This window comes from Halorussus sp. MSC15.2, assembly GCF_010747475.1.
Taxonomy (GTDB): Archaea; Halobacteriota; Halobacteria; order Halobacteriales; family Haladaptataceae; genus Halorussus.
Window position 1 is genome coordinate 402,323 of the sequence record NZ_VSLZ01000002.1, and the last position, 13,314, is coordinate 415,636.

General features: G+C 66.2%; 11 protein-coding genes and 1 pseudogene. 5 read left to right on the plus strand and 7 right to left on the minus strand.

Translation table 11 applies throughout. The annotated features are described in order from the left end of the window. Positions 1-264 precede the first annotated feature (264 nt). A complete protein-coding gene (locus tag FXF75_RS09190; RefSeq protein WP_163521590.1) occupies positions 265-498 on the minus strand; it encodes a UPF0058 family protein in 234 nt (77 codons plus the stop codon). Between the two features lie 164 nt (positions 499-662). Next, positions 663-2,027 (minus strand): adenylosuccinate synthase, encoded by a 1,365-nt coding sequence (locus tag FXF75_RS09195; protein ID WP_163521591.1) that lies wholly within the window; start codon positions 2,025-2,027, stop codon positions 663-665. A 261-nt stretch (positions 2,028-2,288) separates the two neighbouring features. On the opposite strand from FXF75_RS09195, the gene FXF75_RS09200 reads away from it, so the two are divergent. Further along, positions 2,289-2,594, plus strand: a complete 306-nt coding sequence (locus tag FXF75_RS09200; RefSeq protein ID WP_163521592.1) for a hypothetical protein — start codon at positions 2,289-2,291, stop codon at positions 2,592-2,594. Here FXF75_RS09200 and FXF75_RS09205 read toward each other — a convergent pair. The 4 genes from FXF75_RS09205 to FXF75_RS09220 all read right to left on the minus strand — a co-directional run bounded on the left by FXF75_RS09205 (position 2,591) and on the right by FXF75_RS09220 (position 6,445). Continuing rightward, a complete protein-coding gene (locus tag FXF75_RS09205) occupies positions 2,591-5,035 on the minus strand; it encodes a transcriptional regulator (RefSeq protein WP_163521593.1) in 2,445 nt (814 codons plus the stop codon). The genes FXF75_RS09200 and FXF75_RS09205 overlap by 4 nt on opposite strands. A 360-nt stretch (positions 5,036-5,395) precedes the next feature. Next, a complete protein-coding gene (locus FXF75_RS09210) occupies positions 5,396-5,674 on the minus strand; it encodes a UPF0058 family protein (RefSeq protein ID WP_163521594.1) in 279 nt (92 codons plus the stop codon). A 71-nt stretch (positions 5,675-5,745) separates the two neighbouring features. Then, a complete protein-coding gene (locus FXF75_RS09215; protein WP_115795808.1) occupies positions 5,746-5,964 on the minus strand; it encodes a ribbon-helix-helix domain-containing protein in 219 nt (72 codons plus the stop codon). A 196-nt stretch (positions 5,965-6,160) separates the two neighbouring features. Next, positions 6,161-6,445: a hypothetical protein gene (locus tag FXF75_RS09220; protein ID WP_240334587.1), complete on the minus strand. Its 285-nt coding sequence runs from the start codon at positions 6,443-6,445 to the stop codon at positions 6,161-6,163. 229 nt (positions 6,446-6,674) lie between these two features. Here FXF75_RS09220 and FXF75_RS09225 point away from each other — a divergent pair, with 229 nt between their 5' ends. From FXF75_RS09225 to FXF75_RS09240, 4 genes and pseudogenes are all read left to right on the plus strand, one after another. Further along, entirely contained in the window at positions 6,675-7,271 is a 597-nt protein-coding gene (locus FXF75_RS09225; RefSeq protein ID WP_163521595.1) for a sulfite oxidase-like oxidoreductase, read from the plus strand. 128 nt (positions 7,272-7,399) lie between these two features. After that, positions 7,400-8,755 (plus strand): isochorismate synthase MenF, encoded by a 1,356-nt coding sequence (locus tag FXF75_RS09230; protein WP_163521596.1) that lies wholly within the window; start codon positions 7,400-7,402, stop codon positions 8,753-8,755. Then, positions 8,748-10,621 (plus strand): annotated as a pseudogene (gene menD, locus FXF75_RS09235) (2-succinyl-5-enolpyruvyl-6-hydroxy-3-cyclohexene-1-carboxylic-acid synthase). Before FXF75_RS09230 ends, menD begins: the two are co-directional and overlap by 8 nt. 87 nt (positions 10,622-10,708) lie before the next feature. Further along, entirely contained in the window at positions 10,709-11,083 is a 375-nt protein-coding gene (locus FXF75_RS09240; protein WP_163521597.1) for a hypothetical protein, read from the plus strand. Here the strand turns inward: FXF75_RS09240 and FXF75_RS09245 are convergent. Further along, on the minus strand, positions 11,080-13,308 hold the full coding sequence (locus tag FXF75_RS09245; RefSeq protein WP_163521598.1) for a S9 family peptidase: 2,229 nt from the start codon (positions 13,306-13,308) through the stop codon (positions 11,080-11,082). The two genes, FXF75_RS09240 and FXF75_RS09245, sit on opposite strands and share 4 nt — an antisense overlap. Positions 13,309-13,314 lie beyond the last annotated feature (6 nt).

Sequence of the window (13,314 nt, forward strand, 5' to 3'; positions counted from 1 at the left end):
GACCGGACGCAGTGGAAGTGACGAGACAATGTTCGACTTCAGTCCCCTGTACTACCGCGGTCTCGAAGGCTTCTAACCGCAGTTACAGTTGACGGTTGCATCGAGCGGTGACGAGTAATCGTTCCCGATGTCGGGGTGTCTGTGGGCAGACGGGTCGGGAACCGCTTCATCGAAGTACTCACCGGTGACACAGTGGTAGTTCGTCACGAAGAGCGGCGTCGAAGCCCGATGGGCGTTCGACGGCCACCGACCTGCGGAGGTCCGTCACGGTTCCGGAACTTCGAGTTCTCGTTCGTCGTCAGCGACTTCGTCGGCGAGTCGCTCGGCGAGCAGTCGGGTCGCCGACTCGTGGTCCTCTTTCCGGCGCTGAATCTGGTACGGCCCGATTTCGTCGGTCTCGTACTCGTCGAACCTCTCCGGCAGGTCGTGGCGGGCCGCGAGGTAATCGTGGGTCTTTGCGAGCAGCGCGTGAAGGTAGATGAGTTCGACTTTGCGCATAGGTGCGCGAGAGGCGTAGTCGTGGAGTTCGGCGTAGCCATCTCTCTCCGGTTTGCACGACACGTTACGACTAGCCTTCGATACCAGTATGCCTCCACACGGTCTTAAGCCTGACCGCCAACGCGTCCGTCGGTATCTCGAAGGCGAAAAATCGCTCTCCGTCGTTATTCGAGTGGGTTCTCCACCACGACGGTCTCCTCGCGGCCCGGTCCGACGCCGACCGCGTAGATGGCGGCGTCGAGTTCGTCGCTGACGTACTCGAGGTACGTCCGGGCGTTCTCCGGAATCGCGTCGTACCCCTCCTCGGCGATGCGGCTCCAATCGACGTCGTCCCACCCGTCGAACGTGCGGTAGTTGGGTTCGCACTCGGCCCATCGCTCGGTGGTGGCGGGGACGGTGTATCTCTCCTCACCGTCGAGGTCGTAGCTGTGGGCGACTTTCACTTCGTCGAGGCCCGAGAGCACGTCGATGTGGTTGACGGCGAGTCCCGTGAAACCGTTGGTGCGCGCGGAGTGGCGAAGCATCGGCACGTCGAGCCATCCGACGCGGCGCGGGCGACCGGTGACGGTCCCGTACTCGCCGCCCTCCTCGCGGATGTACTCGGCCAGTTCCTCGTTCTCGCCCTCGCCCTGCTCGTCGTAGCCGGGCGTGTCACCCTCGACGCCGCCGAGTTCGGTCGGGAGCGGACCGCTTCCGACGCGGGTGAGGTACGCTTTGACGATGCCGACGATGTCGCCGCCGCCGACGACGCCGGGGCTGAGACCGGTACCGGTGGCGGCCCCGCCCGCCGTGGGGTTCGAGGACGTGACGTACGGGTAGTTCCCGTGGTCGATGTCGATGAGGGTGCCCTGCGCGCCCTCGAACATCAACTGGTCGCCGGACTCGATGCGGTCGGTGAGGAACTCGCCGGAATCGACGGTCATGTCCTCGTCCGCCAGACGCTCGCCGTAGCGCTTGTACTCCTCGAAGAGACTGGCGATGTCGAACTCTTCGCCCGTCTCGACGCCGAACACGTCCTCGGCGAGTCGCTGTTTCTGCGGCACGACGTACTCCAACTTCTCCCGGAGCAGTTCGGGGTCGAGCAGGTCGCCGACGCGGATGCCGCGCCGACCCGCTTTGTCCTCGTACGTCGGGCCGATACCCCGCCCCGTCGTCCCGACCTCTTGGTCGGACTCGCTCTTGACGTCTTCCTCGATACCGTCGAGCACGCGGTGGTACGGGAAGATGACGTGCGCGCGCCGGGCCACGCGCACGTCGGGGTCGAGACCCCGCTCTCGCAGGTCGTCTATCTCCTCGAACAGCGTCGCGGGATTGACGACGCACCCGTTGCCGAGGACGCCGACCTTCCCGCGGACTGCACCGCTCGGAACGAGCGAGAGTTTGTACTCGGTGCCGTCCTCGACGACGGTGTGGCCAGCGTTGTCCCCGCCCTGATAGCGGGCGACCACGTCGACGGCGTCGCCCCAGAGGTCCACGACGCCGCCTTTTCCCTCGTCGCCGAGTTGCGAACCGACGATGGTTACGGTCATTACGCGGAACGGTTGTCGGCCATTCGGTAAACCGATTACGGTCCGTTCCCCGTATTTATGCACGTACATGGATAGATATGGTGGCTCGGCGGCGGAAAGCCACAGTATCGAGGACATCCGAATTTCTTGCGGACCGACAACGCTATATGACTCGACGCCAGAGCTGTTAACTACTCGCACCAGACTGCGACGGGTCGGTCGTGTGGCGGGTCCGGACGGACAGCAACTTTTAAAAGTCTCTAAGACAAGTTAACACGTGCCATGATAGATAGACTTGAGAAAGAAGTCGATATGTTGGAGCGCCATCTGCAGGTCCTCAAGATGGTTATCGAGAGCGAACCGATTGGCATCGTGAAGATGTCGAACGAGACCGGCTACCCGCACCACAAGGTCCGATACTCCCTCCGCGTCCTCGAAGAGGAGAACCTCATCGAACCCTCGAGTCAGGGAGCCATCACGACCGAACGCACCCAAGAGTTCGTCGACGAACTCGACGACAAAATCGACGAAATCTCGGCCAGTCTGGCCGAAATGAAGATTAGCGAGACCGCGGAAGCCGAAAACTAGAGTTCCGGAACGTTCAGGTGGAAGCCACCGCTCCGTGATTCCACGAGACAGAGGTGGTATCCCCGCTTGCGGGAGAGTTTTACGAAGCTCTCTCTCTTTTCCCGACTCAGGAACCCGCCCGAAGTCGCGGACTCGGCCGTTTCGAGAGCCTCGGGTTCGAAGAAGCTCTCGGTGACTTGGAACGCGCCGGAGAGTTCGTCGTGGGCCTGCGCGACGCCCGTGGCGGCGTCCACGAGCGACCCCATCATCTCGCCGGTCGTGGGGTCGCGCGACCCGTTGAGGTCGGCGAGGACGAGCGGGTTACCCATCCGGTCACGCATGATGACGTCGAACGACTCCTGCCGGGTGTCGTCGTCGGCACCGCCGGCGCTCACCGACCCGTGGAGGTCCACCCGGTCGATTTTGGGAATCGACTCGTAGAGGTCCTTCAGACTGGCTCGGTGGCCGGTGTCTCGAATCTCGTACAGCAGTTCCTCGACGACCCACGAGGCGAACTGATACTCGAACGAACTCGTCAGGAACTCCTCGAACGGCTCGCCGTCCACGTCCACGTCGTCGGCCTCGAACTGAGTGTGGTGTTCGAGTCTGAGGTTCGCGTTCACGTCGCTCGCGTCGGCGGCGTCGTTCGCGGCCTCGTCGAGCGTTGCCTTCCCCTTCGACTCGTAGCGGACGAACAGGTTGGTTCCGTCGAACGCCTGCGACCGGTCGAGTTGTCGATTGGTACTCCCCGACCCGGTTCCGCCGGTGGTCTCCAGTTTGGCTTCGAGTCGCTCGACCTCTTGGCGGAGGGCGTCGCGCTCGCGCTTGTACTCGTTGCGCTCGGACTCGACGTTCGAGAGTCGCTGTTTCAGCTGCTCGACCTGCTGTTTGCGCTGTTCGAGTTGCGACCGAAGTTTGCGGACGCGGGCTTGGGATTCCCCGCCGGTCTCGTCGGCCGGTTCGCTCGACGTGCTCGACGCGCCCGGCCCGGACGTCGGCGTGGACTGGCCCGACGACGCTCCGGACCCGCCGGAGGTCCCACCCGCAGACGTTCGCGTCGCGCTCGCTCCGTCCTCGGACCCGGACTGCGTGGACGACGGGGACTCCGACGTAGAACTTGTGCGCCCCGGGGACGAGGTATCGTCGGCTGACAGTGCCGTCTCGGACGACGCGCTCGCGGTATCGTCGGGACCCTCGCTCCGGTCGGGGTCCAGCGACGGAATCGTCGTGGTCTCGCGCCACTCCTCCTCGTCCTCGAACGCGCTCGCGGCGTCCGCCTCGTCGTCGCCCTCGGTCGAGTCGGGTCGACCGCGTCGGCGCTGGACTCCGATTGCGCGTCCACTGCCTCGCCGGTCGCGTCCGGACTCGTCCCAGCCCCCGACTGCTCGGTCACGCCTGCGCCCGCCTCGGTCGCCACCGCGTCGGAATCGCCAGTTTGCACCCCGGACGTCCGCGCGTCGAGTGCCTCTGCGTCCGACGCGGTCGGTTCGGGGTCGGTCTGGCGTGCGCCGGAGTCGGTCTCGGCCGGTGCGGATTCGCGCTGGTCGGGTGACTCGGGGGGGACGGTCCGCGCCCGACTCGTCCGCCCCGGAGCGACGTTCCGAGACCGACCGGTCCCGAGACGACCCGGAGTCGGCCGACGGGACTTCGGAGGGCGTCGCGCCCGTCGGGTCGGACTCGGTCACTCCGCCGGTCCCGGACCCTCCCGCGCCGGTCGTCGCGCCCGCTCCGCCGGATACGCCACCTCTCGTGGCGGACGACTCGGACGGTCCACCGGTACCGCCGGAATCTACGTTCGATTCGTCGACCGTGCTCCCTGACGCGCCCGATGCGCCGGTTCCCACGCCTGATGCGCCACCCGCACCGCCGGGAGTGCTATCCGCTCCGGCCGTCGCCGCGCCGGGCGACTCGTCCGGTTCGTCGGGTTCCGGAACGTCGGTCACTTCCACGTCTACGTCCCGAACTTCGTAGATACCTACTTCGTCGTTGGCGCGCTCGAAGGCCTCGTCGCCGGTCACGACCTGTTCGCTCTGGCCGACGAACGCGACGCTCATCGAGCGCCCGCCGTAGTAGGCCACGTAGTAGTCCCCGCTCAGGACGTTCTCGCTGAGTTCGACGTACCCCGTGAAGTTCCCGCTGGTCAGGGTGGAATCGACCTCCGACAGCGGCGTCTTGTTCGTGTAGTACTTTGCTTGCGTCTCGCCACCCTGCTCCTGCATACTGAACAGCAGCGGTAGCGACGGATGGGGCGCGGCGTAGGCGGTGCCGTCGGCGTCTTCGAAGTCGTCGAGACTCCCCTCGTAGACGCCTATTATCCGCCCGTTGAGCATGAACAACCACGCGCCACCGGCCCTGACTGCCCCCGAGAACTCCCCGTCTGAGAGTTCGCGCAGGCCGGCAAACCCGTCGTCGAACGAACGGGACTGCCAACTTTCGACCTGCTCGACCGTGCGCGTTTCCATGTTACGAGGAAGCCACAAGTCTCTCAAATATCTTGCGGCCCGAGCTTCTACCGCGAGTGCGACAGGAGCGTCGCACACTCACAGACCGTCGACGAGAAACCGGCGTCGACTCTTCAGTCGAAGGTCCGGCCACACGAGGCTTCGGGCGTTCCCTGCCTGCTCGCTCGTCGCTGACGCTCTTGGCGGTGTTCCAGTCGGAGAGTGAGGCGCGCTACGTGGGAGAACTGTTTCGATTCGGATACTGCCGTGTTCCACGGAACGGCGAGCGGGAGAGCAGGTGACGCAGCGTTCTCCCGACGTTTTTCTAACGAAAGAGCGTAAGCTTGCAGCTCGCGCGACCGAGTATAGCACAAAGCGGCCTCAAATCTTGGATTCGGCGTCTTCCGCGAGTTCCTTCATCCGCTTGCCGATGCGGCCCGCCTCGCTGAACTCGTCGTCGCTCATGGCGGTCGCCAGCGCGTTTCCGAGGACGAAGACCGCGTGCTTGTGTTCGCTCTTGGACTTGTGGACGTGCGAGGGGTCCACGTCGAGTTCCTCGTACGGGTCGAACAGACCGTCGGTCACGCGCTCCTTTTCCTGAAAGTACTCCATGATGAGTACCATCTCCTCGTGGAGTTCGAGAAGTTCGTCCTTGTGCATAACCGTGGATAAGGAACTATCCGATTTAAGGGTTTCTGAGAACACTTCGCACGCACTTCGAAAAAGGAGGGTTAGAAGACGTACTCGTCCTCGTGACCCATCATTCCTTCGTCTTCGATACCGGGTTCGCGGTCGTCGTCGTCCATCGGACCGCTCGTTTTGTAGGCTTTCAGCCCGGTAGAGAGGAGGTCTTCGATAGCTTCCTCTCGGTTGACGAACTCGCCCTGTTCTACCATCTGGGCGATCTGCATTTCGAGATGTTCCGGAATAGTTATCTCTACCTTCGGCATTGGAACGTTGGTGGCTTCGGGAGGGGTGTTGATAAGTCTGACGGGGACGAGTCTGGGTGATGGCGAACGATTTCGTTCGTTTCTGGAAGAATGATTGACCGAGACGAAACCCAGAATAGGTGTTTCCGAACAGATGTTATTAGAGGCGATACTCGCCGGTGCTGGGTGAAACCCGAAAAAAGCGTATTCCGTGTTTTCAGCGGCTACTGAGCATCTGCTCGATGGAGCTGACGATGCGTCCCGGTCCCATCGCACTCAGTTTCTCTTCCATTCTCTTTTGGTTGAAGTAGCTCGCGAACGCAAGAATCGTCGGCGGCCACAGGCCGATGAACAGCCCCTGCATCTTGTTTCCGCGCCCGAAGAACTGATACCACGACAGTGCGACCGACGCCGCCGACGCGAGAATCGCGAGGTCCGTCGTCGATTCCTCCGCGGCCTCCATCGTGGCCTTCTCGCCCATCTGCTGCTGTTGGCCTTGCATTGACATTGCAACTCGACTTTAGCACAGCGCGTCCTTTGTTATTCAGTGGATGCCCGGGAGTATCGACGGACAGTTGCGGGAGTTTATTCGGTTTTTCGCATAATGGCTCCGTTACTGGCCGACCGTAACCGCAGTACGGAATCGGAAATCGGCGATTGGCGGTATCGTCTTGCGGCGGAATCCGGCCGCAGTCGTTAGACCTACTTAGATTCGCCGCCGACTACGACCCATGAGCGTTACCGACGTGACCGACATCCACGAGGAGTTCGACGGCGAACGCCTACCGCCGGGCCAGCGCAAGACCAGCAAGTTTCCGGTCCTCTCCAAGAGCGGGACGCCGGACTGGGACCCCGAGACGTGGGAGTTCACGGTCACCGGAGCGGTGGACGAGGAACTCACCTTCTCGTGGGAGGAGTTTCAGGACCTGCCGAGCGAGACACAGAATCAGGACTTCCACTGCGTGACGGGGTGGAGCAAGTTCGACTGCGAGTTCTCGGGCGTTACGTTCCCGGACCTCGCCGAGATGGCTGGCGTCCAAGACGACGCGGTCCACGTGATGTTCTCCGCGCTCGACGGCTACACGACCAACCTCCCGCTCGAAGACTGCATGCGCGAGGAGGTGCTGTTCACCGACGAGTTCGACGGTGACTCGCTCCCGCCCGAACACGGCGGCCCCCTGCGGGTCGTCACGCCCCACAAGTACGCCTACAAGGGCGCGAAGTGGGTGAACGGCGTCGAGTTCCTGACCGAACCCGAGCGGGGCTACTGGGAGAAGCGCGGCTACTCCAACACGGCCAACCCGTGGAACGAGGAGCGATACAGCTAGTCGGCGAGGCCCGACCGAGGACTCTCCTGCGAGCGCTCGACCCGACGTACGACTGTTGTGCCCCCGCGCGAGCGGAACCACGAGTAATTCAGTTAGACTAAAGGCTCCCCAATCCTCAGTTCGACTGAATGGAGTCTCCGCCCCGCGACGGACAGGTGTCGGCCGAACCGACCGGCTCCAACCTCGTGAGCCGGGCTAGCAAGCTACCGGACTGCGACCCTCGGGCTTTTCTCGCCGGGCGGGACGCACCCCGGACGTACTGGACCAGCCCCTACGGACCCGAGTTCGCCGGCGGCGGGACCGCGGCCCGCGTCACTGCCGACGGTTCGGACCGCTTCGACGCGGTCCGCGAGGCCGCCGAGGAACTGTTCGACGGGCACGATTTCGACGGACCGGACCGAGCGCGCCCCCGACTGTTCGGCGGCTTCTCGTTCCACGACGACCACAGACCGGCCCCGCCGTGGCTGGGGTTCGGGGCCGCGGAGTTCGTCCTGCCCCGGACGCAGTTGACCCGCGCGAACGACGAGACGTGGCTGACGGTCTCGGCCCGCGACGCCTCACCGGAGGCGGTCGAGCGCGAACTCAGTGAGGTCAGCGAGGCGCTGGCCTTGACCGACGACGAGTCGGCGACCGATTCCCGTCGCAAGGGACCGCCGGGCGTCGTCGCCACGAACTCGACGACGACCCGAGAGGAGTGGGCCGAGCAGGTCGCCGCCGCCGTCTCCCGCATCGAGGCGGGCGACCTCCGGAAGGTCGTGCTGGCGCAGGCGCTCGCGGTCGAGTTGGCCGACGACGTGTCGGTCCCCGACGCGCTCGCGGGCCTCGGCGAGTCGTACCCCGACTGCTTCCGGTTCTGTTTCGAACCCACCACCGAGGCGGCCTTCTTCGGCGCGACCCCCGAACGACTGGCCACCCTCCGCGGCCGGACCGTCGAGACCGACGCGCTCGCCGGGTCGGTCGGCCGGGGCGACACCCCCGAGGAGGACGCCGAACTCGAAGCCAGCATCGAGAACAGTGAGAAGATGGCCCACGAACACGGACTCGTCGTCGAGACTATCCGCGACCAGCTGTCGCCCGTGTCGGGCGAGGTCCGGGTCGCCGACCGCCGCGTCCGAAAGCTGGCGACCATCCAGCACCTCTGGACGCCCATCGAGGCCGACCTGACCGACGGCGGCCACGTCCTCTCCATCGTGGAGGCCCTGCACCCGACCCCCGCGGTCGGCGGCCTGCCCCCGGAGAAGGCGCTCCGGACCATCCGCGAGACCGAGACCTTCGACCGCGGGTGGTACGCCGCCCCCATCGGCTGGTTCGACGCCGAGGGCGACGGCACGTTCGCGGTCGGTCTCCGGTCGGCGGTCACCGACGGAAGCACTGCGACGCTGTTCGCCGGGAACGGCATCGTCGCCGACAGCGACCCGGACGAGGAGTACGAGGAGGTTCAGTTGAAGTACCGGCCGATTCTGGACGAACTCGAAGATGACTGACCGCGACGACGCCGACCGGCCGGACCCGGACGCCGGGACCGCGCCGAACCGCAACACGCTCTGGGCGCGGACGCTGGTCGCCGAACTCGACGCCGCCGGAGTCGATGCGGTCTGCGTCGCCCCCGGCAGTCGTTCGACGCCGCTGACCGTCGCGTTCGCCGAGCGCCCCGGCATCGAGGTGTTCTCCCACCTCGACGAGCGCTCGGCCGCGTTCTTCGCGCTCGGCCGAGCCAAGCGGACTGGCAAACCGACGCCGCTGGTCTGTACGTCCGGCACCGCCGCCGCGAACTTCCATCCCGCGGTCATCGAGGCGAATCAGGCCCGCGTTCCGATGCTGGTTCTCACCGCCGACCGGCCCCCCGAACTCCGCGACTCGGGCGCGAACCAGACCATCGACCAGCAGAAGCTCTACGGCGACGCCGTCAGGTGGTACGCCGACCTCCCGGAACCCGAACCCGAGGCTCGGAAACTCCGGTCGCTCCGCACGACCGCCGACCGCGCCCTCGCGGAATCGACCGGGACGCCGCCGGGACCGGTCCACCTCAACGTCCCCTTCCGGAAACCGCTCGAACCCGTCGAGGTGCCCGGCGACGTTCCCGCCGACTTCGCGGCGGAGGCACCGCTCGGCGTCGAAGGCCGGACGGGGAGCGACGAGCGCGACCGGCCGTTCGTCCGGACCGCGCGGGGCCGCCCGGAGTTGGACGGGACCGACTTCCGGACGGTCCGACGGGCCGTCGAGAGCGCGTCGAGGGGACTCGTCGTCGTGGGTCCGGCGGACTCCCCCGTCCACGGGGGCGACGCGGTCACGCCCGACCGCGAGGTCCTCTCGGCGCTCGCCGAGGCGACGGGGTTCCCCGTCCTCGCCGACCCGCTCTCCGGTCACCGATTCGGCCACGACGACGGACTCCTGTCGGGCGACGGGACCGACGCCGGGGACGCGCTCCTCGCGGGCGGGTACGACGGCTACCTCGACGCGGTGGCCGGGTCGTGGCCCGACCCGGAAGTCGTGGTTCGGTTCGGCGCGTCGCCGACCTCGAAGGTCCTCCGACAGTACCTCGAAGCCAGCGACGCCCGGCAGTTCCTCGTGGACCCCGCAGGCGGGTGGCGCGAAGCGTCGTTTACCGCGACCGACCTGCTCGCGGCCGACCCGACGCGACTCGCACGGAATCTCGCCGAGCGCGTCGAGTCCTCCGGGAGCGACGACTGGCGCGGGAGGTTCGCCGACGCCGAGCGTCGCTACTGGAATCTGGTCGCGTCGGCGCGCGACGAGCGACTGTTCGAGGGCGGCGTCCTCTCGGCGGTCGCCGCGGACGCGCCCGACCCGGCGACGTGATGGTCTCGAACAGCATGCCGATTCGAGACGTGGACCGGTTCGGCGAACCCCGGTCGGCCGACCTGACGGTGCTGGGCAACCGCGGCGCGAGCGGTATCGACGGTATCGCGAGCACCGGGTTGGGCGCGGGGAGCGCGACCGACGACCCGCTCGTAATCGTCACGGGGGACTTGGCCTACTACCACGACATGAACGGCCTGCTCGCGGTGGAGCGGTGTGAGGTCGACGCCACCATCGTGGAGGTGAACAACGACGGCGGCGGCATCTTCCACATGCTCCCCATCGAGGAGTTCGACCCGCCGTTCACCGACCAGTTCCGGACGCCCCACGGTCTCGACTACGAGACCACGGGCGACCTCTACGGACTCGACTTCGAGCGCGTCGGCGAACTGGACGCGTTCCGGTCGGCGTTCCGCGAATCGGTCGAGGGTGCGGGGACGCAGGTCATCGAAGTCACGACGGACGCCGAGGCGAGCCACCGATTCCGGGAGCAGGTGGCCGACCGAGTCGCCGACAAGCTGGGTCGACTATAGGTCGGCGACTGTATCGCCCTCTCGTTATAAACGGTGAGAATCTCGGCAAGATTAATGTCTCAGCAGTGGCGATTCTATCCAAGTAGAATGCCAGTGACTTCCGCCGAAGCCCTGACTGAATTCCTCCGAGACCGCGTCGGCGACCACCTGCGGAGCGTCATCTACTACGACGACTCCGGCGGTGACGTGCTGTACGTCCGCGACGACGTCGAAGACGAGTACACCGACGAGGACATCGAACAGGTCGTGCGCGACGTGCGACTGGAGGCCGTCGAGAAACCCCATCAGGAGAGCCTCTACGAACACGGGCCGCTGAACGCGACGATTCGATGCTTCGGCGAAGCCGTGGAGATGCACTTTCCCCACGACGAGACCAGCGGGACCGCGGTCGCGCTGGACGGCGAGGTGTTCGCCATCCACAACACGTTCATCGGGCAGTGCATGGACGTGATGGACGACTAGTCCCCGGTCGTCGCGGGGTCGTGTCGCTCGAACCAGTCGGTGAGCGTCCGCAGGCGGTGAATCGCCCGGTCGGGGTCGCCGACGTTGTGGTGTTCGCCGGGGTAGACGACGAGTTTGGAGGGGACGCCGCGCTTCTTGAGTCGGACGTACAGTTGCTCGGCCTGCCACGGCGGACACCGCCAGTCCTCCTCGCCCGCCGTGACCAGCGTGGGCGTCTCCACCTCGTCCACGTCCTGAATGGTCGAGATGTCGCGGTAGTTCTCGGGGTTCTCCCACGGTAGGCCGAGGTCGTTCTCGTACCAGAGTTGGGTGTCGGCCGTCCCGTAGAGACCGTGGAAGTCGTAGATGCCGTGTTCGGGCGCTGCCGCCGCGAACTCGTCGGTCCGCGTGATTACGTAGAGGCTGTTGATACCGCCCTGCGAGAACCCCGTGACGAACAATCGGTCGGGGTCGGCCACGCCCCGCTCGACTAGTTCCCGAGCGCCCGAGACGATGTCGTCGGTCTCTCGCGGTCCCCACTCGCCCCGAATCTGCTCGCTGAACGCCTGTCCGTAGGACGACGACCCGCGGTAGTTGACTTCGAGGACCGCGTACCCCTGCCCGGTCCAGTAGGTCTCGGAGAACCCGAACCCCGGGGAGTCGAAGGCCATCGGGCCGCCGTGGACGTTGACGACGAGCGGGAGTCTGTCGCGCTCGTCATTCTCGACATCATCCGCTTCCTCCGCGTCCGCCGCGTCCACCGACTCGAAGTCGGCGGGCAGGTACGCGATGGCCTCTATCTCCTCGCCGTCGGAGTTCTCGAAGCGAACGCGCTCGCAGGTCGGCGTCTCGACATCGCCGAGCAGGTCGGCGTTCAGGGCCGAAATCCGACGTGCTGGGTCGTCGTCCGCCGGTCCGGCGTCTACTTCCTCGCTCGGGAGCGCGTACACCTCAGAGGGTCGGTCCGGCGACGAGAGCGCGAGCGCGACCGTCCCGCCCGCCGCGTCGAATCCCGTAATCGTGCGGTACTCGCCCTGCCGGTCGTAGACGCGCTCGGGGTCGCCGCCGACGCGGAGTTGGACCAGACGGGTCCGCCCCTCGTCGGCGAACGGCGCGAGCAGGGTGTCGTCGTCCACCCACGCGGGCGCTCCGGCCCGCGAGAGCGTCCGGTCGAGCGCGGCCGAGACGGTCGTCCAGTCGGCCTCGTCGGGGTCGGCCACCAGCACGTCGGTGGTGTCGTACCAGTTCTCGGCGTCGCGGGCCGCAATCGCCATCCGCTCGCCGTCGGGCCGCCACCGGACGTCACTCACGAACAGGCCGCCGTCGGTGAGTCGGCGGAGGTCCGAACCGTCCGGCGAAATCGTGTACACGTCCATCGCACCGGAGTCGTCCGGGCGTTCAGTCCGGTTCGACAGGAAGGCGATGCGGCTACCGTCGGACGAGTCCGACGAGTCGTCGGTCGATTCGGTCCCGGCGACACCGTCCGACGACCACGCCGGGCTCAGGCCTGTCCCGGGTTCCATCGCGCCGCCGCCGTACGCGTCGTCGAGTCGGGTCACTTCGCGGGTCTCGCGGTCCACCACGAACAGGTAGGTCGTCACGTCGTCCAGCCAGCCGGCACCGTCGAACTTGTGCTGGAGGCGCTCGGTCACGACCGGACCGTCGTCCTCCCGGCGGCCTTCGAGGTACTCGCGCTGGTCCTCGGTCGGGTCGCGGGCGGAGACGACGAGGCGGTCGCCGCGGGGTCCCCAGTCGAATTCTCGCACGCCCTCCTCGAAGTCGGTGAGTTGGCGGGCGTCCCCGCCGCGTTCGAGGTCGAACGCCCAGACCTGCGGGCGGTCCTCGCCGGTCCTGTCTACGTCATCGTCGGACCCGTCTGCGCCGTCGTCAGTTTCGTCGGCGTCGTCCGTATTTTCGTCTCTCCCGGTCTCGCTCCCGGCCTCGTCGTCGCTGTCGTCGCTCCTGCCCACGCGGAACTCGAGGTCCCGCTCGCGGTTGGCGACGAACGCGAGGGCGCTCCCGTCGGGACTCCACTTCGGGGACCCCGCGCCGGGGAGTCGGGTCAGACGGTGGGGGTCGCGACTCCCGTCGGTCGGGGCGACGAACAGCGATTTGCGGTGGGTCTCCTCGTTCTCGTCGGCCTCCATGACCGCGAACGCGACGCGCTTGCCGTCCGGGGAGACGACGGGGTTGCCGACGCGGCGCAGGTCGTAAAGGTCATCTAGTTCGAGTTGGCGAGCTTCCATGACTCC

Bases quoted from the DNA above. Each gene is read 5' to 3' on its own strand.
- FXF75_RS09190 (WP_163521590.1), bottom strand. From the start codon at position 498: ATGCGCAAAGTCGAACTCATCTACCTTCACGCGCTGCTCGCAAAGACC.
- FXF75_RS09195 (WP_163521591.1), bottom strand. From the start codon at position 2,027: ATGACCGTAACCATCGTCGGTTCGCAACTCGGCGACGAGGGAAAAGGC.
- FXF75_RS09200 (WP_163521592.1), top strand. From the start codon at position 2,289: ATGATAGATAGACTTGAGAAAGAAGTCGATATGTTGGAGCGCCATCTG.
- FXF75_RS09205 (WP_163521593.1), bottom strand. From the start codon at position 5,035: ATGGAAACGCGCACGGTCGAGCAGGTCGAAAGTTGGCAGTCCCGTTCG.
- FXF75_RS09210 (WP_163521594.1), bottom strand. From the start codon at position 5,674: ATGCACAAGGACGAACTTCTCGAACTCCACGAGGAGATGGTACTCATC.
- FXF75_RS09215 (WP_115795808.1), bottom strand. From the start codon at position 5,964: ATGCCGAAGGTAGAGATAACTATTCCGGAACATCTCGAAATGCAGATC.
- FXF75_RS09220 (WP_240334587.1), bottom strand. From the start codon at position 6,445: ATGCAAGGCCAACAGCAGCAGATGGGCGAGAAGGCCACGATGGAGGCC.
- FXF75_RS09225 (WP_163521595.1), top strand. From the start codon at position 6,675: ATGAGCGTTACCGACGTGACCGACATCCACGAGGAGTTCGACGGCGAA.
- FXF75_RS09230 (WP_163521596.1), top strand. From the start codon at position 7,400: ATGGAGTCTCCGCCCCGCGACGGACAGGTGTCGGCCGAACCGACCGGC.
- FXF75_RS09240 (WP_163521597.1), top strand. From the start codon at position 10,709: ATGCCAGTGACTTCCGCCGAAGCCCTGACTGAATTCCTCCGAGACCGC.
- FXF75_RS09245 (WP_163521598.1), bottom strand. From the start codon at position 13,308: ATGGAAGCTCGCCAACTCGAACTAGATGACCTTTACGACCTGCGCCGC.